General features: G+C 68.6%; 19 protein-coding genes. 11 read left to right on the plus strand and 8 right to left on the minus strand.

The features are described from left to right. Positions 1 to 11 precede the first annotated feature (11 nt). From ABL840_RS10900 to ABL840_RS10910, 3 genes are all read right to left on the minus strand, one after another. Positions 12 to 878: a BPSS1780 family membrane protein gene (locus tag ABL840_RS10900; protein ID WP_093307079.1), complete on the minus strand. Its 867-nt coding sequence runs from the start codon at positions 876 to 878 to the stop codon at positions 12 to 14. A 9-nt stretch (positions 879 to 887) separates the two neighbouring features. Beyond that, the gene (locus ABL840_RS10905) at positions 888 to 1,949 is read right to left on the minus strand and encodes a homoserine kinase (RefSeq protein ID WP_093307080.1); all 1,062 of its coding nucleotides are present in this window, start codon (positions 1,947 to 1,949) and stop codon (positions 888 to 890) included. 61 nt (positions 1,950 to 2,010) lie between these two features. Beyond that, positions 2,011 to 2,382 (minus strand): hypothetical protein, encoded by a 372-nt coding sequence (locus ABL840_RS10910; RefSeq protein WP_093198812.1) that lies wholly within the window; start codon positions 2,380 to 2,382, stop codon positions 2,011 to 2,013. 97 nt (positions 2,383 to 2,479) lie between these two features. On the opposite strand from ABL840_RS10910, the gene polA reads away from it, so the two are divergent. From polA to ABL840_RS10940, 6 genes are all read left to right on the plus strand, one after another. After that, positions 2,480 to 5,299, plus strand: a complete 2,820-nt coding sequence (gene polA / locus ABL840_RS10915) for a DNA polymerase I (protein WP_093307081.1) — start codon at positions 2,480 to 2,482, stop codon at positions 5,297 to 5,299. 66 nt (positions 5,300 to 5,365) lie between these two features. Next, entirely contained in the window at positions 5,366 to 6,658 is a 1,293-nt protein-coding gene (locus ABL840_RS10920; RefSeq protein ID WP_418116243.1) for a M20/M25/M40 family metallo-hydrolase, read from the plus strand. 20 nt (positions 6,659 to 6,678) lie between these two features. Next, positions 6,679 to 7,581 carry a LysR family transcriptional regulator gene (locus ABL840_RS10925; protein ID WP_093198818.1) on the plus strand — a complete coding sequence of 301 codons (903 nt, stop codon included), beginning with the start codon at positions 6,679 to 6,681 and terminating at the stop codon, positions 7,579 to 7,581. Between the two features lie 41 nt (positions 7,582 to 7,622). Then, complete coding sequence (locus tag ABL840_RS10930) at positions 7,623 to 7,979, plus strand: hypothetical protein (protein WP_093307082.1); 357 nt, start codon at positions 7,623 to 7,625, stop codon at positions 7,977 to 7,979. A gap of 117 nt (positions 7,980 to 8,096) precedes the next feature. Continuing rightward, a complete protein-coding gene (locus ABL840_RS10935; RefSeq protein WP_093307083.1) occupies positions 8,097 to 10,334 on the plus strand; it encodes a TonB-dependent receptor in 2,238 nt (745 codons plus the stop codon). Positions 10,335 to 10,350: 16 nt separating this feature from the next. Continuing rightward, positions 10,351 to 11,925 (plus strand): PepSY domain-containing protein, encoded by a 1,575-nt coding sequence (locus tag ABL840_RS10940; RefSeq protein ID WP_093307084.1) that lies wholly within the window; start codon positions 10,351 to 10,353, stop codon positions 11,923 to 11,925. Here ABL840_RS10940 and ABL840_RS10945 read toward each other — a convergent pair. After that, positions 11,858 to 13,102: a D-amino acid dehydrogenase gene (locus ABL840_RS10945; RefSeq protein ID WP_418116244.1), complete on the minus strand. Its 1,245-nt coding sequence runs from the start codon at positions 13,100 to 13,102 to the stop codon at positions 11,858 to 11,860. The genes ABL840_RS10940 and ABL840_RS10945 overlap by 68 nt on opposite strands. Before the next feature lie 177 nt (positions 13,103 to 13,279). Between ABL840_RS10945 and ABL840_RS10950 the strand changes: the two genes are divergently transcribed. The 5 genes from ABL840_RS10950 (at position 13,280) to ABL840_RS10970 (ending at position 17,332) form a co-directional block, all read left to right on the plus strand. Further along, positions 13,280 to 14,170, plus strand: a complete 891-nt coding sequence (locus ABL840_RS10950; protein ID WP_093198835.1) for a transporter substrate-binding domain-containing protein — start codon at positions 13,280 to 13,282, stop codon at positions 14,168 to 14,170. 37 nt (positions 14,171 to 14,207) lie between these two features. Beyond that, complete coding sequence (locus ABL840_RS10955) at positions 14,208 to 14,951, plus strand: aspartate/glutamate racemase family protein (RefSeq protein WP_256228307.1); 744 nt, start codon at positions 14,208 to 14,210, stop codon at positions 14,949 to 14,951. 103 nt (positions 14,952 to 15,054) lie between these two features. After that, complete coding sequence (locus ABL840_RS10960) at positions 15,055 to 15,951, plus strand: dienelactone hydrolase family protein (RefSeq protein ID WP_093198838.1); 897 nt, start codon at positions 15,055 to 15,057, stop codon at positions 15,949 to 15,951. Between the two features lie 117 nt (positions 15,952 to 16,068). Then, positions 16,069 to 16,968 carry a ZIP family metal transporter gene (locus tag ABL840_RS10965; protein ID WP_093307086.1) on the plus strand — a complete coding sequence of 300 codons (900 nt, stop codon included), beginning with the start codon at positions 16,069 to 16,071 and terminating at the stop codon, positions 16,966 to 16,968. A 151-nt stretch (positions 16,969 to 17,119) separates the two neighbouring features. Beyond that, positions 17,120 to 17,332: a hypothetical protein gene (locus ABL840_RS10970; RefSeq protein ID WP_093198843.1), complete on the plus strand. Its 213-nt coding sequence runs from the start codon at positions 17,120 to 17,122 to the stop codon at positions 17,330 to 17,332. 108 nt (positions 17,333 to 17,440) lie between these two features. On the opposite strand, the gene ABL840_RS10975 is transcribed toward ABL840_RS10970, so the two are convergent. From ABL840_RS10975 to ABL840_RS10990, 4 genes are read right to left on the minus strand one after another with little or no spacing between them, the layout of a single operon-like run. Next, the gene (locus ABL840_RS10975) at positions 17,441 to 18,904 is read right to left on the minus strand and encodes an N-acyl-D-amino-acid deacylase family protein (protein WP_093307087.1); all 1,464 of its coding nucleotides are present in this window, start codon (positions 18,902 to 18,904) and stop codon (positions 17,441 to 17,443) included. Between the two features lie 31 nt (positions 18,905 to 18,935). Then, entirely contained in the window at positions 18,936 to 19,928 is a 993-nt protein-coding gene (locus tag ABL840_RS10980; protein WP_093307088.1) for an ABC transporter ATP-binding protein, read from the minus strand. After that, positions 19,925 to 20,956, minus strand: coding sequence for an ABC transporter ATP-binding protein (locus tag ABL840_RS10985; RefSeq protein WP_093307089.1), 1,032 nt, complete (start codon positions 20,954 to 20,956; stop codon positions 19,925 to 19,927). Before ABL840_RS10985 ends, ABL840_RS10980 begins: the two co-directional genes overlap by 4 nt. A 13-nt stretch (positions 20,957 to 20,969) precedes the next feature. Continuing rightward, positions 20,970 to 21,887: an ABC transporter permease gene (locus ABL840_RS10990; protein WP_418116245.1), complete on the minus strand. Its 918-nt coding sequence runs from the start codon at positions 21,885 to 21,887 to the stop codon at positions 20,970 to 20,972. Between the last annotated feature and the right edge of the window lies 1 nt (position 21,888).

Genomic DNA, 21,888 nt, shown 5'->3' on the forward strand with positions numbered 1-21,888 from the left:
CGCGGCGGCGTTCAGTCCGGATTGAAGGTGTCGCGGAAGGTGAACCAGTTCGACGCCTGCGCCATCGCGGCGAGCGTCATCACCGTGCCGAGCATCAGGATGTTGCCGGCGGTCATCGCGCCGGTGCCCGAGCCCAGGGAGCCCACGCCGATCACGATGGTGCCGACCAGCGCAGCCGCCAGCAGGCCGAGCAGCAGCACGCCGCACCATGCGAGCCAGTACAGCGCGTAGGCGCCGAAATTCCGGAACATCGCGACCAGGCTGAAGAAGATGCTCTTCACCGGCTCCACGCGGTGCCAGTGGACCAGCGCGGGTGCGTGCCACATTGCCGCGACCAGCGGCAGCGCGAGGCACATCTGGAGCAGGTTCGCCATCTGGAAGCGGCTGCTTTCCAGCACTTCCTTGGCCGGAGCTTCGCCGAGGAAATAGCTGCGCATGAACTGGCCGCCATCGACCAGCGCCGTCAGGAACACCGTCAGGAAGCAGTACACGGCCGAGATCACGCCGAGCACGGCCAGCGAGCGCCATTCCGTGCGCATGGCGCGAGCCACCGACAGGAACATGATCGCGCCCGTAGGCCGCTTCAGGCCGCCCGTGGTGTCCGCAGGGAAGTCGGTGCCGGCGGAGGTGCCGTTGTTGTTGCCGTTGCCTCCCGAGGCGTCGGCCACCGACGCTGCGACCATGAAGCCCAGCGTGGAGAAGGGCAGCAGCACGAACGGCAGGAACTTGCCGATCAGCGGAAGCTGGGAGATGGTCGAGATCAGCGCCATGAACATCAGGAACAGCGACACGAAGGCCAGCGGCTGTCGCCAGAAGTTCTTGAGCCCGAGGCGGACCCATTCGACGCCGGTTCGCGCCGGCACGAGGTTGAGTTTCATGTGTGAAGGTCAGGCAGCCAGCAGCGGCTCGAGGGCCTGCGCCATGGCATGCGGATGGGTGGCGCGGTCGCGCAGCACGCGCTCGAAGTGCGTGGGGTCATGGGGCTTGAGCATGCTCGCCTCGCGCGGCAGATGGAAGTCCCAGAGACGGGAGATCCAGAAGCGCAGCGCCGCGGCGCGCAGCATCGCGGGCAGCAGGGCGCGCTCGGCCGCGTTCAGCGTGCGCACGCTCTCGTAGGCCGACAGCAGCGCGTCGGCGCGCTCGGGGTCGTGCCGGCCGGTCGGCAGGTCGATGGCCCAGTCGTTCAGGCACACGGCCAGGTCGAACAGCCAGGTGTCGGTGCCGGCGAAGTAGAAGTCGAACACGCCGGTCAGCCGCGGGGCGTCGCCTGCGTCGCCATCGGTTGCGAACATCACGTTGTCGCGGAACATGTCTGCATGCACCGGCCCGCGCGGCAGGGCAGCGTAGGCGGACGACTCGGCAACGTGGTTCTGGTAGGCCAGTTCGGCGCGCAGCAGGTTCGCCTGCGATTCCTCGATGTACGGCAGCACCACGGGCACCGTCTCGTTCCACCAGGGCAGGCCGCGCAGGTTCGGCTGGATGCGGGGGTAGTCGCGCCCCGCGAGATGCATGCGCGCCAGCATCGCGCCCAGTTCGGCGCAATGCGCAGCGCCGGGGGCCAGCTCGCTGCGGCCCGAGAGCTTCTGCACCACCGCCGCGGGCTTGCCGGCCACGACGTGCAGCAGGTCGCACGCGGCTTCGGCGGGTACCGGGGGCTGCTGGCCCTTGCGGGGCTTCTCGGGGGCATCGGGCGTGGGCGTTGCCACGGGCGCGGGCACCGGCAGGCCTGCGCCGGCCAGGTGCTTCATCAGACAAAGGTAGTAAGGGAGCTGCTCTGCGCTCAGGCGCTCGAACAGCGTCAGCACGAACTCGCCGGACTCGGTGGTCGCGAAGTAGTTGGTGTTCTCGATGCCGCCCTCGATGCCGCGCAACTCGCGCAGCGGGCCCAGGCCCAGGCTCTGGACGAGCGCGTCTGCCTCGCCGAAGCCGACTTCGGTAAAAACTGCCATGGAGGTACTCAGCGCCGCATTGCTGCCGCGAAAACCGGAAAGGAGACTGCCTCCGTCACGGTCAGAACTTCATCACGTTCCAGACGCGGGGGCCGTTGGCGCCCGTTTCGCTCGAACCCTGGCGGCCCGTGGCGGCGTCGGCCGGCAGCACTTCGTAGCCCGGCATGTTCGACTTGGGCTTGACGTTGATGCTCTGCGTGCGGCCGCCATAGCGGACTTCGTCGACCGAGGCGCCGCTGTCCTCGGTGTGGATGTGCTCGACCTTCTGGTTGCGTCGGCCTTCGGCCTTGGCCTGCTCCTGATTTGGTAGCGCTTCGGCTGGAGCCGCCGCCGGGGCGGGCGCTGCCTGTTGCGCCTGCACGGCGGCAAAGGGGGTTGCGAAGGCCAGCGCCAGCAGGATGCGGCGGGCGACCAGGAGTGTGGAGCTAGGCATGCATGCATTGTAGGCGCGCGCCCGGTTCAGGGGCGTCGGTTGGCACCTCGTGGCGACGTGGTTCCGGGGGCCGTCGCGGGCACGGCAAAATGCCCCGATGACCGACAAGAAAACGCTGCTGCTCGTCGATGGCTCGAGCTACCTCTACCGCGCCTTCCACGCCATGCCCGACCTGCGGGCCGTGCCCGGCGATCCGAAGAGCCCGGCGACCGGCGCCATCCGCGGAATGATCAACATGATGACCGCGCTGCGCCGCGAGGTGCGCGCGGACTACGCAGCCTGCATCTTCGACGCGCCCGGCAAGACCTTCCGCGACGACTGGTACCCCGAGTACAAGGCCAATCGCTCGCCCATGCCCGACGACCTGCGCAGCCAGATCGACCCCATCCACGAAGTGGTGAAGCTGCTCGGCTGGCCCGTGCTCAGCGTGCCCGACGTGGAGGCCGACGACGTCATCGGCACGCTCGCCAGGGTCGCCTCCGCCCAGGGCGTCGAAGTCATCGTCTCCAGCGGCGACAAGGACCTGAGCCAGCTGGTCGACGAGCACATCACCATCATCGACACGATGAACGGCAAGAAGCGCGACGTGGCCGGCGTCACGGCCGAATTCGGCGTGCCGCCCAACCTGATGATCGACTACCAGACGCTGGTGGGCGACTCGGTCGACAACGTGCCCGGCGTGCCGAAGGTCGGCCCCAAGACGGCGGCCAAGTGGCTGCTCGAATACGGCTCGCTCGACGCCTTGATCGAGCGCGCCGCCGAAGTGAAGGGCGCCGCCGGCGAGAACCTGCGCCAGGCCCTCGGCCAGCTGCCGCTGAGCCGGCGCCTCGTCACCATCCGCACCGACTGTGACCTCGACGGCCACGTCACGGGCCTGCCGTCGCTCGACGGCCTGCCAGTGGGCGCGCCGCAGACAGCCGAGCTGAAGCCGTTCTACGAGAAGTTCGGTTTCAAGAGCCTGGTCAAGGCGCTGGAGGCGCAGGCCGTGCCGCCCGAGCTGATCGAGGAAAACCTCAAGAAGAAGGCGGGCTCCGCTGCCGCCGGCACCGACCAGGGCGGCCTGTTCGACGAGCCCTCCGACATGCAGGCGCTCGAGGCCGCTTCCCCCGCGAGCAACCTGAAGTACGACACCATCACGACCTGGGAGCAGCTCGACGGCTGGCTCGCGAAGCTCGAGGCGGCCGAGCTCGCCGCCATCGACACCGAGACCACCTCGCTCGACGAGATGGTCGCGCAGATCGTGGGCATCAGCTTCAGCGTCACGCCCGGCGAGGCCGCCTACATTCCGCTCACGCACAACTACCCCGATGCGCCCGAGCAGCTGCCCATCGACGAAGTGCTGGCGAAGCTCAAGCCCTGGCTCGAGAACGGCGCGAAGAAGAAGCTCGGCCAGCACATCAAGTACGACCGCCACGTGTTCGCCAACCACGGCATCGAGGTGCAGGGCTACGCGCACGACACCATGCTGCAGAGCTACGTGCTCGAGGTGCACAAGCCGCACGGCCTCTCGAGCCTGGCCGAGCGCCACCTGGGCCGCAGCGGCATCTCGTACGAAGACCTGTGCGGCAAGGGTGCGCACCAGATCCCGTTCAGCCAGGTCGACATCGCGAAGGCCGCCGAGTATTCGTGCGAGGACAGCGACCAGACCCTCGACGTGCACAACACCCTGTGGCCGCGCCTGCAGGCCGACGAGAAGCTGAGCTTCATCTACCAGCTCGAGATGGATTCGAGCGAGGCGCTCTACCGCGTCGAGCGCAACGGCGTGATGATCGACAGCCCCACGCTGGCCGCGCAGAGCCACGAGCTCGGCAAGCGCATCATGGAGCTGGAGCAGGAGGCCTACGAAATCGCCGGCCAGCCCTTCAACCTCGGCTCGCCCAAGCAGATCGGCGAGATCTTCTTCACCAAGCTGGGCCTGCCCGTGGTCAAGAAGACGCCCAGCGGCGCGCCCAGCACCGACGAAGAGGTGCTCGAGAAGCTGGCGGAAGACTATCCGCTGCCGGCCAAGATCCTCGAGCACCGCAGCCTGTCGAAGCTCAAGGGCACCTACACCGACAAGCTCGGCCAGCTCGCCAACCCGCGCACCGGACGCGTGCACACGCACTATGCGCAGGCGGTGGCCGTCACGGGCCGGCTCAGCAGCAACGACCCGAACCTGCAGAACATCCCGATCCGCACACCCGAAGGCCGCCGCGTGCGCGAGGCCTTCGTGGCGCCCGCGGGCAGCGTGATCGCCAGCGCCGACTACTCGCAGATCGAGCTGCGCATCATGGCCCACATCAGCGGCGACGAGTCGCTGCTGCGCGCCTTCACCGAAGGCATCGACGTGCACCGCGCGACGGCCGCCGAGGTGTTCGGCTCCACGCCCGACCAGGTGTCGAGCGAGCAGCGCCGCTACGCCAAGGTCATCAACTTCGGCCTGATCTACGGCATGAGCAGCTTCGGCCTGGCGAAGAACCTGGGCATCGAGAACAAGGCCGCGGCCTCGTACATCGAGCGCTACTTCGCGCGCTACCCGGGCGTGAAGGCCTACATGGACGAGACGAAGGCGCTCGCCAAGGAGCAGGGCTACGTCGAGACCGTGTTCGGCCGGCGCCTCTATCTGCCCGAGATCAATTCGCCCAACGGCCCGCGCCGCGGCGGCGCCGAGCGCGCGGCCATCAACGCGCCGATGCAGGGCACCGCAGCCGACCTGATCAAGCTCAGCATGGTCAAGGTACAGAACGTGCTTGACGAGGAGAAGCGAGGCACCCGGATGATCATGCAGGTGCACGACGAACTGGTGTTCGAAGTGCCCGAGGCCGAGATCGAATGGGTGCGCACCGAGATCCCTCGTCTCATGGCCGGCGTCGCCTCGCTGAAGGTACCGCTGCTGGCCGAGATCGGCGTCGGGCCCAACTGGGACAAGGCGCACTGACGGCTTCACTTCATTGAAGAAGCAGAGAACGAGACGAGACAACCAACCGAGAAGAAGCAAGCAGAAATGATTCAATTCCCGCACCGCAAACTCCTGATCGCCGCCGCCTGCGCGGCCTTCCTGGGCACCGCCTTCGCGGCGCCCGACGCCAGCATCGCCGCGCTCGCCGCCAAGGAAAAGCCCGCGCTGCTCGAGACGCTGAAGGAGCTGGTCTCCATCGAGTCCGGCAGCCGCGACCTCGACGGCCTCGAGAAGATCTCCGACCTGATCGCCGCCAGGTTCAAGGCGCTGGGCGGCGAGGTCGAGCTGATCGACCCGAGCGCGGAGGCCTACCGCATGGAAGACACGCCCGAGAAGATCGGCCGCGTGGTGCGCGCCACCTTCAAGGGCACGGGCAAGAAGAAGATCCTGCTGATCGCGCACATGGACACGGTCTACACCGTGGGCATGCTCAACAAGCAGCCCTTCCGCATCGACGGCGACAAGGCCTACGGCCTGGGCATCGCCGACGACAAGCAGGGCGTGGCCGTCATCACGCACATCGTGTCGATGCTGCAGGCGATGAAGTTCAAGGAGTACGGCACGCTCACCGTGCTCATCAACGGCGACGAGGAAATCAGCTCGCCCGGCGCGCGCGCGCTCATCACCCGCATGGGCAGCGAGCACGACGCGGTGCTGTCCTTCGAAGGCGCCTCGGTGAAGGACGACAAGCTCTCGCTCGCCACCGCGGGCATCGCCTCGGTCACGCTGAACGTCACGGGCAAGGCCTCGCACGCGGGCTCGGCGCCCGAGTTGGGCGTGAACGCGCTGTACGAGCTGTCGCACCAGGTCCTGCAGATGCGCGACCTGTCCGACCCGGCCACGGGCCTGAAGATGAACTGGACCATCTCGAAGTCGGGCACCAATCGCAACGTGATCCCGGCCAGCGCCACCGCGGCGGCCGACGTGCGCGTGCTGAAGGTCAGCGACTACGACCGCATCGAACAGCAGGTGAACGAGCGCGTGAAGAAGCAGCTCATTCCCGAGGCCAAGGTCGAGCTGAAGTTCGAACGCCGCCGTCCGCCGCTGGAGTCTTCCGAGGCCTCGATCGCCATGGCCCGCCATGCGCAGCGGATCTACAAGGACGAGCTCGGCCTGCCGCTGGGCGCCGACGACAAGGCCGCCGGCGGCGGCACCGACGCGGCCTTCGCCGCGCTCAAGACCAAGGCGCCGGTCGTCGAGCGCTTCGGCCTGCAGGGCTTCGGCGCGCACTCGGCCGATGCCGAATACGTGCTGGTCAATTCGATCGAGCCGCGCCTGTACCTCGGCACGCGCATGGTCATGGACCTGGCTCGCGGCAAGGCTTCCTCCGGCAACTGACACACCAGCCGCCGCTCGCGATGCGCCTGCGCCACATCGAGGTCTTCAACGCGATCATGCTCACGGGCAGCGTGAGCGCGGCGGCGCGGCTCATCAACATCACGCAGCCGGCGGTCAGCCGCACGCTGCAGCATGCCGAGCTGCAGCTGGGCTTTCCGCTGTTCCAGCGCGCCAAGGGCCGGCTCACGCCGACCACCGAGGCGCTCACGCTGTATCCGCACATCGAGCGGCTCTTTGCGCAGCTCGACGAGGTGCAGCGGCTCGCCGCCAACCTGCGCACGGCGGGCGACACGGGCGAGCTGCGCATCCTCAGCGTGCTGGCGCTGAGCTACGACATCCTGCCGCGCGCGCTCAAGGCCTTCCGCGAAAGGCATCCGGGCTACGCGATCACCGTGGAGTCGCTGCATTCGCCGCAGATCATGTCGGCGCTGCTGCTGCAGGAGGCCGACGTGGGCTTCGCCTTCAGCCCCGCGGTGCATCCCTCGCTCACGCAGGAGACGCTGGCCGACAGCCGCATGGTGTGCATCGCGCCCAAGGGCATGCTGCCGCGCGCGCTGGTGCGCAACGGTTCGGCTGCGCTGCACGACCTTGTCGACCGGCCGGTGATCGGCCTGGACAGCCGCGACCCCGTGGGCACCAGCCTGAGCCAGGCCTGCCGGCAGGCGGGCGTGGGCTTCCAGCAGGCGGTGGTCACGGTGCAGACCTACCACGCGGCGCTGGCCATGGCGCACCACGGCATCGGCGTGGCGCTGGTCGACGGCTGCACGGCGCGATCGGCCGACCGCGAGAAGGTCGACGTGCTGATGCTGGAGCCGCAGATCCCGGTGCCGATCCGCGCGCTGCGTTTCGCTGCACGGCCCGACTCTGTGGCGGTGCGCGGCATCACGCGCTGCATGCGCGAGGCGATCGAGCAGACCGTCTAGGAACCGTGGGGCGAAAGCGTGCCGGGCCATAATCCGGCGCCATGCACGCCCTTCGACGCTCCCACTCGCTGTACCGCCTGGTGCTCGCGTGGTTCATGGCGTCGCTGCTGATCGCGACGGCTTCGCCGATCGTGCATCCGCAGGCCATCGAACTGGTGTGCTCCAGCGCCGGCGCCGTCAAGGCCATCGTCCAGGGCGAGGATGGTCCGGTCGAACTGGGCGCCACTGCCATGGACTGCCCGCTGTGCCTGATCTCCGTGCCGCTTCCCGTGACAGCGCAAATCGCGCTGCCGACGCCACTGCCGCTGGGTCGCGCGCTGCAGTCCATTCCGGCCGCCCGCATCGCGGCGGCCACGGCTTCGCCGCTTCCTGCGCGCGGGCCTCCGACGCTCTCCTGACACCGTAGCTTCTTCCTTCACCCGCCGCCGTCCGGCCAGGACCCGCGGCGCGGTGAGCTTCCGGTCGTTGCGCGGCCGGCGTCGCCGTCCGGGCGCGCCGCCGCAAAGAGAGATTCCATGTCACGTCGTTCCCTGCTCAGGGGCGGCGCCGTCTTGCGCGGTGCCTTGCCCGTTCTTGTTCCATCCACTTCCACGCTCGGGCTGCTGGCCCTGTTCGGCACGGCCGGCGCGTCGGCCTGGGCCCAGCAATCCGCCACGCCGGTCGCGCCCGCCGTGCATTCCCTGCCGCAGGTCGAGGTCGCCGAGGACGCCATCGCGCCCAACGGCAGGCTCGACCTCGACACGCCTTCGGACACCGCGAGCCGCCTCGGCCTCTCGCCGCGCGAGACGCCCGCCTCGGTGACGGTGGTGAACCGCGCCGTCATCGATGCGCGCGGCGCGCAGAACACGCAGGAAATCCTGCGCGCGATTCCGGGCGTGACCGCGCACGACGCGCCGGGCAACATCGGCGTGAGCTACCGCGGCTTCGGCAGCAACTCCATTGCCCAGCTGTTCAACGGCATCAACGTGCAGTACTCGATCGCGGCCCGTCCGGTGGACAGCTGGATCTACGACCGCGTCGAGGCCATCGGCGGCCCGTCGAGCTTTCTCTTCGGTTCTGGCGCGCTGGGCGGCTCGATCAACTACATCACCAGGATCGCCGAGCGCGGCGACTTCACCGAGGCGCAGCTGCGGCTGGGCACGCAGAACCTCAGGGAGGCCTCGTTCGGGCTCAACCGGCGCATTGCCGGAGACGGCGGCGCCGGCAGCCACTACGCGCGCATCGACGTGAACCGGCGCGAGGCCGACGGCTGGACCGACGGCACGCACGGCAAGGCCACGCAGATGGCGGCCTCGCTGGTGTCCGACTTCGGCGGCGGCCTGAAGCACACGCTGGCCTACGAGTACCAGGACGAGCACGTCGACCGGCCCTACTGGGGAACGCCGGTCCTCAACCCCGTGACCGGCACGATGCGCATCGACCGTGGCATCCGCTTCAAGAACTACAACAGCGCCGACGGCATCTACGCCCAGCGCGTGCAGTGGCTGCGCTCGGTGACCGAGTGGCAGGCCAGCGACGCGCTGCAGTTCAGGAACACCTTCTATGCCTACGACGCGCTGCGCGACTACCGCAACGTCGAGAGCTACCGCTACAACGCGGCCAATACTGCGGTGATCCGCTCCGGCGCGCTGCTGCAGCGGCACGACCAGGACCTTGTCGGCAACCGCGTCGAGGGCGTCTACAAGGGGCAGCTCGGCGGCCTGCGCAGCGACTGGGCCTTCGGGCTGGACTTCAGCGTGAACCGGCAGACGCGCTTTCCCAACAGCCTGCCCGGGGTGGTGAGCACGGTGAACCCCTACGTCTTCGCCACCGAGCGCTTCTTCGAGGTGCCGGGCATGGTTCCGGGCTTTCGCCCCGACCGCGGCAACAAGGTCACCACGACGGCGCTCTACCTCGAGAACCGCACCGCGCTGCAGCCCTCGCTGCACCTGGTGACGGCGCTGCGCCACGAGCGCATCGACCTCGACCTGGTCAACCGGCGCACGGTGGATGCCGCGAATCCGGCGACCTTCCATCGCGGCTACAAGCCGACCACCGGGCGCATCGGCCTCGTGTGGGACGTCGCCCCCGGCGCCAGCCTCTATGCGCAATACGCCACCGCGGCCGATCCGCCCTCGGGCGTGCTTTCCACGGCCTCCTTCGCCGACGTGCGCAACAACAGCGAGCTCACCACGGGCCGGCAGGCGGAGGTCGGCGGCAAGCTCGATTTCTGGCAGGGCAAGGGCACGGCCACGCTCGCGGCCTACAGCATCCGCCGCAGCAACATCGCGTCGCAGGACCCGAACAACAGCGCGCTCACGGTGCTCGTCGGCGAGCAGTCGTCCAAGGGCGTGGAGCTGGCGCTGGGGTTGCAGCCCGCGCCGCAGTGGTCGCTGCAGGGCAACGTCACCTACGTCGACGCACGCTACGAGCGCTTCACGCAGGGCGGCGTTTCGCTCGCGGGCCGCACGCCGACCAACACGCCGGCCGTGGTGGCCAACCTCTGGGCGTCGTATGCCATCACGCCGCAGCTGCAGGTCAGCGCGGGGCTGCGTCATGTCGGCAAGGTCTATGCCGACGCGGCCAACACGACGAGCTGGCCCGCCTACACGCTGCTCGACCTGGGGCTGAGCTGGAAGCTGAGCCGCTCCGTCACCGTGGTAGGCCGCATCCGCAACGTGACGAACAAGGTCTACGCGGCCAACGTCGGCACCACCTTTGCCTACCTCGGCGCGCCGCGCACGGCGGATGTCGCGCTGCGCGTGAGCTTCTAGCGGAAGGGGAGGCGTCATGCATCTCAAGCGCTGGTTGTTTCTTGTCCATCGCTGGCTGGGCGTTGTCGCCTGCGCCTTCTTCGCGATGTGGTTCGTCTCGGGCGTCGTGATGATGTACGTGGGCTATCCCAAGCTCACGGAAGCCGAGCGGCTGCAGCACCTGCCGCCGCTCGACGCGTCGCAGCCGCTCCTGGGGCCTGGGCAGGCGCTTCAGGCGGCGGGCATCCAGGGGCCGCTGCAGTCGTTGCGGCTGGCGGCGGCGAGTAGCGGGCAGGCGGTGTATCTCGCGGTGCCGGCACGGGAGGCAGCAGCCGGCGGGCGCAGGCTCCCGCCGGGCAGCGGCACCGTCGTGATCGATGCGCGGACGGGCAGCGTGCTGCGCGAGGTCGATCGCCAGCGGGCGATTGCGAGCGCGCTGGCCTATGCGGGTGCCGGCGTGGCAGCGGACTATCGCGGCACCGTCGACGAAGACGCCTTCACGCATTCGCGCGGGCTCGATGCTCATCGCCCGCTGCATGTGGTCGAGCTCGGTGACGCGCAGGCCACGCGGCTGTACGTGTCGGGAAAAACCGGCGAGGTGGTGCGTGACGCGCCGAGAACAGAGCGCCTCTGGAACTACGCGGGGGCATGGATCCACTGGCTGTACCCCTTGCGTGGAACTGCGCTCGACCCGTACTGGGCCGACATCGTCAACTGGCTCTCCATCGTCGGCATCGCCGTCGCGCTGACGGGAACGGTCGTGGGCGTGATGCGCTGGCGCTTCAGGCGCGTCTACCGCAGCGGCTCGCACTCGCCGTACCAGGGCTTCATGATGCGCTGGCATCACGTCAGCGGATTGCTGTTCGCGATCGTCACGCTGACATGGATCTTCAGCGGGCTGATGTCGATGAACCCCTGGCGCGTGTTCGACGGCAAGGCAGCCGCGCTGCGCGTCGATGCGATGAACGGCGGGGCGCTGACGGTGCGCGCGGAGGACGCTCCGCCATCTGCCTTGCTGGCCTCGACGGGCGGCGGCGTGCGCGAGCTGAGCTGGGTGCGGCGCGCCGGGCAGACGCTGGTGCTGGCCAATACCGCCACGGGTCGGCCCGCGGTGCGCGCTGCGCTCACCGCGCAGCCCTACGCGCTCGACGCCGAGGCACTGAAGGGCGCGGTCGCACGCCTGTTGCCAGATGCCGTCGCGCGCATCGACGTGCTGCACGCCTACGACATTCACTACTACGCACGCGAGGCGCACACCATGACCGGCGGAACCGACAAGCCGCTGCCCGTCTGGCGCGTCGTGTTCACCGATGCGCCCGCGAGCTGGGTGCACGTCGATCCGCTGACGGGCACCGTGCTGGGCCGCATCGACAGCCATCGCCGCGCGAGCCGCTGGCTGTTCGCCATGCTCCACAGCTGGGACTGGCTGCCGCTGCTGGAGCGTCGTCCCCTGTGGGACGTGCTGCTGGTCGCATTGAGCCTGGGCGGCGCGGTGCTGAGCCTGACCGGCGTGGTGATCGGCTGGCGGCGCCTCGGCCGCAAGCTCAGGCTGCCGAAGCCGAAGGGTCCAGAGCCTGCGCGATCCGCAGCGCCGAGCCGAAGGCCAGCGTGAAGCCCAGCGCGCCGTGGCCGGTGTTGAACAGCATGTTCGACGGGGCGCTGCCGAGCCGTCCGATGATCGGCAGCCCCTTGGGCGTGGCAGGGCGCATGCCGGTCCACGGATGGAGTTCCTCTAGCCGGCTCGCATGCGGGAAGAGGGCGCGCGTGGCGGCCGCCAGCGTCTCGATGCGCGTGGCCGGAATGCTCGCGTCGTGGCCCACCAGCTCGGCCATGCCCGCCACGCGCAGGCGCGAGCCGATGCGTGCGAACACCACCTTGCGCGCGCTGTCCGTCACGTTCACGCGCGGCGCGGCGCCGGGCGCGGGATCGACTTCCACCGTGATGCTGTAGCCCTTGAGCGGATACACCGGCAGGTAGGCGCCGAGCGCACGGCCCAGCCTGTGCGATGCGGAGCCCAGCGCCATCACGAAGGCGTCGGCCTCCACGTCGCCATCGCCGGTGCGTGCCGCGGCGACGCGGTTTCCGTTGCGCACGAAGCCGTGCGCGTCGACGCCCGACATGAAGCGCACGCCGCGTGCGCTCAATGCCTTCGTCAGCTCGATGCACACCTTGAGGCAGTCGGCCGCGCATTCGCTGGGCGTATGAACGGCGCCGGCCATATGGCTGCGGTAGCCGGTGAGCGCGGGTTCGATGGCGACGCACTCCTCGGGCGTCACCAGCCGCTGCTCGCTGCCCATGGTGCGCTGCAGTTCGAGCTGCGCGCGTGCGCCTTCGAGCGATGCCTGGCTGGCATACAGCACCAGCTTGCCGGTGGCCGAGAAATCGCATTCGGGAGAGAGCTCCGCGCGCATCGCCTCGAATTCGACGCGGCTCGAAGCGGCCAGCTCCAGCAGCTTCGCCGTGGTGTCGCGCGAGGTCTGCGCGTTGCAGGCCGCGAGGAATTCCATGCCCCAGCGCCATTGCAGCGGATCGAGCTGCGGCCGCAGCTTGAGCGGCGAGCTGGGTGACAGCAGCAGCTTGGGCAGCTGCTTCCAGATCGACGGATCGGCCAGCGGTTGAACGTACGAATAGCTGAGCTGCGCGCCGTTGCCGCCGCTCGCGCCCGAGCCGGGCGCGGCGCGGTCGATCACGGTGACCTGATGACCCCGGCGTTCGAGCTGCCAGGCGGTCGCCAGGCCCACGATGCCGGCGCCGAGCACACACACATGCATGGGGGCGACTTTCCGCAAGGAGATTGATTGAGAACCGAGGCTTTGACTGTAGGCGCGCGCGGCTCGGGGCGGAAATGCCAAAAGAACCCCCGCCCATAACCTTTGGGCATGGGCCAGGTTTCAATTGGAATTGTCGTTTTGCTTCGCTACTTCCTAAACTGGCCGCCTGTTCAGTTCAACCGAATGAAGGCTCGAATGAAACTCTCCGTCCTGATGTCTTCCCTGGCCGCCACGGTGCTCTTCACCGCCACGGGCGCGCAGGCCGCCGACACGCTGGCCAAGATCGCCGAGTCCGGCAAGATCACGCTCTCCTATCGCGAGTCGTCGGTGCCCTTCAGCTACCTCGACGGCCCCAACAAGCCGATCGGGATGGCGGTCGATCTTTCCAACGCCGTGGTCGAGGCGGTGAAGAAGAAGCTGAACAAGCCCAACCTGCAGGTGGCGCTCATGCCCGTGACCTCGCAGAACCGCATTCCGCTCATCACCAACGGCACCGTCGACCTGGAGTGCGGCTCCACCACCAACAACACCGCGCGCGGCAAGGACGTGGCCTTCGCCATCAACCACTTCTACACGGGCACGCGCCTGCTGGTGAAGAAGTCTTCGAAGATCAAGAACTACGCCGACCTCGCGAAGAAGACCGTGGCCAGCACCACCGGCACCACCAACGCGCTGGTCATGCGAAAGTACAACACCGAGAAGAGCCTCGGCATGGACATCGTGCTCGGCAAGGACCACGCCGACTCCTTCCTGCTGGTCGAGAGCGACCGCGCCGCGGCCTTCGCCATGGACGACATCCTGCTGTACGGTCTGATCGCCAATGCCAAGACGCCGGGCGACTTCGAGGTGGTGGGCGATTCGCTGCAGGTCGAGCCCTACGCCTGCATGCTGCCCAAGGACGACCCGGCCTTCAAGAAGCTGGTGGACGACACCTTCGCCGGCATGATGAAGAGCGGCGAGTTCGAGAAGCTCTACAACAAGTGGTTCATGCAGCCGATTCCGCCGAAGAACGTGCCGCTGAACCTGCCGATGAGCCCGCAGCTGAAAGAGAACCTCAAGGCTCTCAGCGACAAACCTGCGACCTGACAACGGCGCGGCGAGAGAGAAAGAAAAGGAAGTTGCAGTGACGCAGGTTGTCGGCATTCTTGGAGGCATGGGCCCCGCGGCGGGCGCCGACTTCGTGCGGCTCTTCGTGCAGGCCTGCACGCAGCAGATGCGTGCGCGGGGCGAGCCGGTGCGCGACCAGTCCTTTCCCGAGCACTGGCTCGCGCAGGTGCCGGTGCCCGACCGCACCGAGGCGCTGGCTTCGGCCGGGCAGGGCGCGCACCAGCCGCTGGAGCCGATGCTGCAGGCGCTGGGCCGGCTGGCCGCCCTCGGCAGCCGCACGGTGGCCATCGCCTGCAACACTGCGCACGCATGGCACGCCAACCTGCAGGAGCGCTTTCCCCAGGTCGAGCTGCTGCACATGGCGCGCGAGACGGCACGCCACCTCGCCGCCCAGGGCGCGACGGGCGTGGCGCTGATGGCCACCGAAGGCACCTACCGCATCCGCCTCTACGAGCAGGCGCTGGCCGATGAGGGCCTGGAATGCCACGTGCCGCTGCCCGAGGAGCGCCAGATCATCACGCGCGGCATCTTCGAGGGCGTGAAGGCCGGCAACATGCAGCTCGCCGAGCAATGCTTCTCCGACGTGGCGCTGCGGCTGGCCGGGCGCCACGGCCCGGTCTCCATCGTCATGGGCTGCACCGAGGTGCCCCTGGGCCTGCAGGGCTCGGCCGCGGTGGCGGGGCTCGATCTGGTCGATCCCGCGCAGGTGCTGGCCGCGGCGCTGGCCCGGCGCGCCTACGGGGTGCCGCAACCCCACTGAGACCAGGGGGCATGGAGGCCCCGACCGATTTCGCCTACATTGCGGCGTGCGTTTTTTCATGGCGCAACGTCCCTTGTCCGACGATCCAACCGGAGCCCATTCCATGCCTCTCGACGACAGCCGTTCCGACTTCGACTCGCTTCGCCCCGGCGAAAGCACAGAGCAGGGCGCCACGCGCCGCACCGCCCTCAAGGCCGCGATCGGCGTGGGCTACGCGGCCGCCGTCATGCCGGTAATGGCGCAGACCGCCGTCAGCACCCCGGCCGACGGCCTGAAGGCCGGCCCGGTCAAGTACACCGTCAACGGCTTCGATGTGCCCGCCTACGCCGCAGCGCCCGAGGGCAAGACCGGCCTGCCGGTGATCCTGGTGATCCAGGAGATCTTCGGCGTGCACGAATACATCGCCGACACCTGCCGCCGCTTCGCCAAGCTCGGCTACCTGGCCATCGCGCCCGAGCTCTACGCCCGCCAGGGCGATCCGCGCGGCTACACCGACATCCCGAAGCTGCAGGCCGACATCGTCACCAAGGTGCCCGATGCGCAGGTCCTGGCCGACCTTGACGGCGCGCTGGCCTATGCCAAGGCCAACGGCGGCGACACCAGCAAGGCCGGCATCACCGGCTTCTGCTGGGGCGGGCGCATCGTCTGGCTCTATGCCGCCACCGGCAAGGTCAAGGCGGGCGTGGCGTGGTACGGCCGGCTGGTCGGCCAGGCCAGCGAACTCCAGCCGAAGCACCCCGTCGACATCGCTGCCAGCCTGCAGGCGCCGGTGCTCGGTCTCTACGGCGGAAAAGACCAGGGCATCCCCCTTGACACGGTTGATAAGATGAAAGCAGCTCTGGCAACCGGAACCCCGGCGGCCAAGGCGTCGAGCTTCGTCGTGTATCCCGAAGCGGGCCACGCGTTCCATGCCGACTACCGCCCCAGCTATGTAAAGAGCGCGGCGGAAGACGGCTGGCAGCGCGCCACGGCCTGGTTCAAAGCCAACGGCGTCGCCTGAACGGCGCCCGTCAGCCAATCCCCGCCGAAGGCCGTCCACGTGACGGCCTTTCTCTTTTTATGAACGGTATGCGGCCCTGAAATAGTCTCGGGGGCCGTCTTTCTTGCGCAAGCAGCTATGAATTTGATAGTCATCATCGTGGCGACCCTGGTTGCCGGTATCGGGAGCGTCTGGCTCGCGGCCCTCTTGCTGAAGGTGGGCGTGCGAAGCGGCTCCGGCGGCGTGAACCCGCAGCACCTGCTGAGCCTGGCGGCCGGCGCGCTGCTCGCCACGGCCTTCATGCATCTGCTGCCCGAGGCCTTCGAAAGCCGCATCGAGCCCGCGCTGCTCTTCGGGGTGCTGCTGTTCGGGCTGGTGTTCTTCTTCCTGCTCGACAAGGCCGAGCTGTGGCACCACGGGCATGAGCATCACCATGGCGACGGGAAGGACGGGCACGAGGGCCACGACCACCACGGACATGACCACGGCCACGATCACCCCCATTCGCACGACCACGGCCCCCGCACTGGCGGCTGGGCCGTGCTCACCGGCGACAGCGTGCACTGCTTCGGCGACGGCATCCTGATCGCCTCGGCCTTCACCGCCGACCTGCGCCTGGGCCTGGTGGCCGCCCTCGCGGTGCTGGCGCACGAGATCCCGCACCACATCGGCGATCTGGTCGTGCTGCGCCAGAGCTCGGCCAACCAGCGCGCCGCGCTGGTGAAGGTGTCGCTCGCCGGCACCATGACCGCGTTGGGCGGCATCGCGGGCTGGTGGCTGGTCGACCAGCTGCACGGCCTGCTGCCGTACTTCCTGGTGCTGGCCGGCAGCAGCTTCGTCTACGTGGCGCTGGCCGACCTGATTCCGCAGCTGCAGAAGCGTCTGCCCGCGCGCCAGACGGCCGCGCAGATCCTCTGGCTGGCCGCGGGCATCGTGCTGGTCACGCTGGTGAGCCGCCTCGCGCACGGCGAGCACGGGCACGACCACGGCCACGACGACCCGGGCCATGGGGAACACGGCCACGTGCACAAGGATTGAGGGCGGGCCGGGAGGGCTGAAGGGGATCGAAGGCCGGTCGGCGGCCTTCGCCGGAAACGTTCCGACACCGACGCCGCGCGCCGGATGACCCGCAACGCCCGAAACAGGCGCACCATAGGGGACCTGTCAGAAACAAGCCGAGGAGCTGATCATGAGCACCGTCGACGCCACTGCGCGTTCCGCCTCTTCCGCCGACGAAGACGAGGACAACCTGCCCGCCGATGACTTCGAAGAGCCCGATGACGAGATCTCCGACGACCTGTCCGAGGAAACGGGCATCGACCTCACCGACGCGAGCGAGCTCGACGCCGACAACGTGCCGGCCGACGAGGAGTTCGACCGCGTGATGAACGCCCCGGATTGACAGGCTGACCCCCAGGCTCCGCGCACTTCGTGTCGCTTTGCCAACCCCCTTGCAGGGGGCGATACCAGCGGCCCGGCAAAGCCGGTTCCGCGGTATCCCTGGACGGGATCAGTTCACTCGCGCTTCGCGCCGCGTGATCACCTGCCCGTTGCGCGCTCCGCCGTGCGCTCCGTTGCGCCAGGTCAGGGCGCCATTCACTATCACCGCATCGATGCCCTCGGCCGGCTGCATCGGCGATTCGTAGTTGGCCGTGTCGCGCACCGTCGCGGCATCGAAGATCACCACGTCGGCGTGGTTGCCCGGCTTCAGCGTGCCGCGTTCGTGCAGGCCGAAGTTGCGCGCGGTGAGCCCCGTCATCTTCCATACCGCCGTTTCCAGCGGGAACAGGCCGATGTCGCGGCTGTAGTGCCCCAGCACGCGCGGGAAGGTGCCCCACAGGCGCGGATGCGGCTTGTCGCCCAGCGGGATGCCGTCGGAGCCGATCATGGTTTCGTCGAAGGCGAGGATGCGCTGCACGTCGTCCTCGTCCATCATGAAGTAGATCGCGCTGCCGGGCTGCAGCCGCTTCGCGGCCTCTTCGCCCGACACGCCCCATTCGGCGGCGATGTCCTTCAGGTCGCGGCCCGCGCATTCGGGGTGCGGCACGCTAGAGGCGATGAGCACGCGGCCTTCCATCATCCCGCGGTCGGTGCGGATCATGGTGGAGCCGGCCGTGTAGGGATAGCAGTCGAGGCCGATGCACTGGTGCTTCATCGCCTCCTGGATGAACGGCAGCGTGACCTTCGTCTTGCCGAAGTTGCGCGTGTTCTGCACCTTGTGGTGCGACACCACCACCGGAATGCCGAGCGCGCGGCCGATGTGGAAGGTTTCCTCCAGCGACTCCATCACGCGGTCGCTCTCGTCGCGCATGTGCGTCACGTACAGCGCCTTGCGCGAAGTGAGCGGGCGGCCGACCTCGATGATCTCCTCGGTCGTGGCCTTCACTGCCGGCGGGTAGAAGGTGCCGGTCGACAGGCCGATGGCGCCGGCCTGCATCGCTTCCTCGACCATCGCCTGCATGGCCTTGATCTCGGCTTCGTTCGCGGGCCGGTCGAGGTCGCCCATCGCCACGGCGCGCAGCGTCGAATGGCCCACCATCGCCGCCACGTTCACCGACGACGGCGTCGCGCGCAGCGCATCGAGGTACGCGGCGAAGCTGGTGAAGCGGCCCTCTGCGGGCGAATCGAGCAGGCTCAGCGGCATGGGCAGGTCCATGTCGGCGCGAAGCGGAGCGGCGCTGATGCCGCAGTTGCCCGCCACCACCGTGGTCACGCCCTGCGACACCTTGAACGGCATCCGAGCCTGCGACAGCACGGCCTGGTCGTCGTGCGTGTGCGAGTCGATGAAGCCGGGCGCGACGATGCGGCCGGTGGCGTCGATCGTCTGCTCGGCCGTATGGCCCGCGAGCTTGCCGATGGCGACGATGCGGTCGCCCACGATGCCGATGTCGGCATCGAAGCGCGGCGCCTTGGTGCCGTCGATCACGGTGCCGCCGCGGATCAGCAGTTCGTAGTGGGGGAGCTTTTCGGACACGGGGGAATCCTTTCTTTCTTGCTTCTTCTCTTCAGCGGAAATGGCAGGCGACCAGATGGCTTCCGTTCGCGGACGACGACGGCCGCTCGCCCAGCTCCGGCGCCTTTTCCTTACACACGGCCTGCGCCATCGGGCAGCGGGTGTGAAAGCGGCAGCCCGAAGGCGGATTGGCCGGGCTCGGCGGATCGCCCTGCAGCAGCATGCGCCGCGCGGGCGTGCGCGGATTGGGCACCGGCACCGCCGACAGCAGAATCTCGGTGTACGGATGCAGCGGCGCTGAGAACAGCGTGTCGCGGTCGGCGATCTCCACGATGTGGCCGAGGTACATCACGGCCACGCGATGGCTGATGTGGCGCACCACCGCGAGGTCGTGCGCGACGAAGAGATACGCGATGCCGAATTCGGCCTGCAGGTCCATCAGCAGGTTGACCACCTGCGCCTGCACCGACACGTCGAGAGCGGACACCGGCTCGTCGCACACGATCAGCTTCGGGTTCAGCGCCAGCGCCCGCGCGATGCCCAGGCGCTGCCGCTGGCCGCCCGAGAACTCGTGCGGAAACTTCTTCACAGCCTCGGGCCGCAGCCCCACGCGCGAGAAGAGCCACTGCACGCGCTCGCGCCGCTCGGCCGATGCGCCCATGCCGAAGTTGCGCAGCGGTTCCGCCACGATGTCCCCGGCCGTCAGCCGCGGGTTCAGCGAGGCATACGGGTCCTGGAAGATGATCTGCAGGTCGCGCCGGCGCATGCGCATGTCCTCGGCGGAGAGCGACAGCAGCTCCTGGCCTTCGAGCTCCACCGAGCCTGAGGTCGGCTCCACCAGCCGCATCACCGACTTGGCCGTGGTGGTCTTGCCGCAGCCTGACTCACCGACCAGCGACAGCGTCTCGCCGCGCGCGACATTGAACGAAACGCCGTCCACCGCCTGGATCGACGGCTTGGCCGGCCGCAGCCAGCGCTTGGGCGACGTGTAGTGCTTGCGCAGGTTGCGCACCTGCAGCAATGGCGTTGCAGCGGTTGTCGTCATGCGGCGATCTCCTCGGCACCCGCCCAGTTTTCTTCGACGGCGAAGCAGGCCACAACGTGGTCGCCGCCTTGCTGCACCAGCCTCGGTGTCTCGGCGCGGCAGCGTTCGCGTGCCTGGCTGCAGCGAGCCGCGAAGGCGCAGCCGCGTCCCAGTTCGTGCGCGGCGGGCACCAGCCCCGGAATCTCGGTGAGCCGCGTGCTCGCGGTGTTCATCGCGGGCATCGAGGCCATCAGAGCGCGCGTGTAGGGGTGCAACGGGCGGTCGAACAGGTCGACCACGTCGGCTTCTTCCACCTTCTTTCCAGCGTACATGACCACGACGCGGTCGCAGCTCTCGGCCACCACGCCGAGGTCGTGCGTGATCATCACCACGCCCATGCCCAGCTCTTTCTGCAGCCGCTTGATGAGGTCGAGGATCTGCGCCTGGATCGTCACGTCCAGGGCAGTCGTCGGCTCGTCGGCGATCAGCACCTCGGGGTTGCAGGCCAGGGCCAGGGCGATCATCACGCGCTGGCGCATGCCGCCCGAGAGCTGGTGCGGGTACTCGTTCACGCGGCGTTCGGGCTCGGGGATCTGCACCACGCGCAGCATCTCGACCGCACGCTTCATCGCGTCGGCGCGGCTGGCCTTCTGGTGCAGCTGCACTGTCTCGGCGATCTGCCGGCCCACGGTGAGCACCGGGTTCAGCGACGTCATCGGCTCCTGGAAGATCATCGAGATGCGGTTGCCGCGGATCTGCCGCATCTCGCGCTCGCTCAGTTGCATCAGGTCGGTGCCGCGCAGCCGCACCGCGCCCATGTGACGTCCGGGCGGCGTGGGCACCAGCCGCAGGATCGACAGGGCGGTCACGCTCTTGCCGCAACCCGACTCGCCGACCACGCCGAGCGTTCGGCCCGCGCGCACCGTGTAGGAAACCCCGTCGACCGAGCGCACCACGCCCGCCAGCGTGTGGAAGTGCGTGCGCAGGTTGTCGACCTCGAGCAGCGGCTCGCCGGGTGCGAGCGCGGTGTGGGACATGGGGATCGTCATGGCATGTCCTCCTTCACAGTTGCCGTGCCAGGCGCGGGTCGAGCGCGTCGCGCAGGCCGTCGCCCAGCAGGTTGATGGCCAGCACCGTCGCCGCCAGCAGCAGACCGGGGTACAGGATGATGTGGAAGGCCACGGCCACGAAGTTGCGGCCCTCGGCCATCATGTTGCCCCAGCTCGGCGTCTGCGAAGGCACGCCCACGCCGAGGAAGGAGAGTGCCGCTTCCGTCAGCACGGCAGCGGCCGCGACGAAGGTGGCCTGCACGATCAGCGGCGCCACGGTGTTCGGCAGCACGTGGCGCACGAGGATCACCGGAAGGCGCGTTCCCACCGCATGCGCGGCCTCCACGAAGAGCTGCTCGCGCAGCGTGAGCGCCAGCGAGCGCACCAGCCGCACCACGCGCGGTATCTCTGGCACCGTGATGGCGACGATCACCGTCGTCAGGCTGGCGCGGGTCACGGCCATGAGCGCGATGGCAAGCAGGATGCCCGGAATGGCCATGAGGCCGTCCATCACCCGCATGATCGGCCCGTCCGCCCAGCGCACGAAGCCCGCCACCAGCCCGAGCGCGACGCCGAAGAAGGTGGCCAGCAGCGCCACCGAGGCGCCCACGATCATCGACACCCGCCCGCCCCACACCGCGCGGCTGAACACGTCGCGCCCCAGCGCGTCGGTGCCGAACCAGTGCTCGGACGAGGGCAGCTGCATGCGTGCGAGCGGATCGATGTCCTGCGGGTCGTGCGTGGCGATCCACGGCGCGGCGATGGAAAGCGCCGCCACCGCGATCAGCAGCAGCGCGCCGACGATCAGCGTCGGGTGCTTGCGCAGCCAGCGCAAGCGCGGAGGAACGAAAGGGGCCTCGACCGGCTGCGCGACTTCGGCTGCAGGCGTCGCGGGCATGTCGATGTCGCTCATGGGAAGTACGGTGGACATG

This window comes from Variovorax sp. NFACC27 (assembly GCF_048301545.1).
Taxonomy (GTDB): domain Bacteria; phylum Pseudomonadota; class Gammaproteobacteria; order Burkholderiales; family Burkholderiaceae_C; genus Variovorax; species Variovorax gossypii.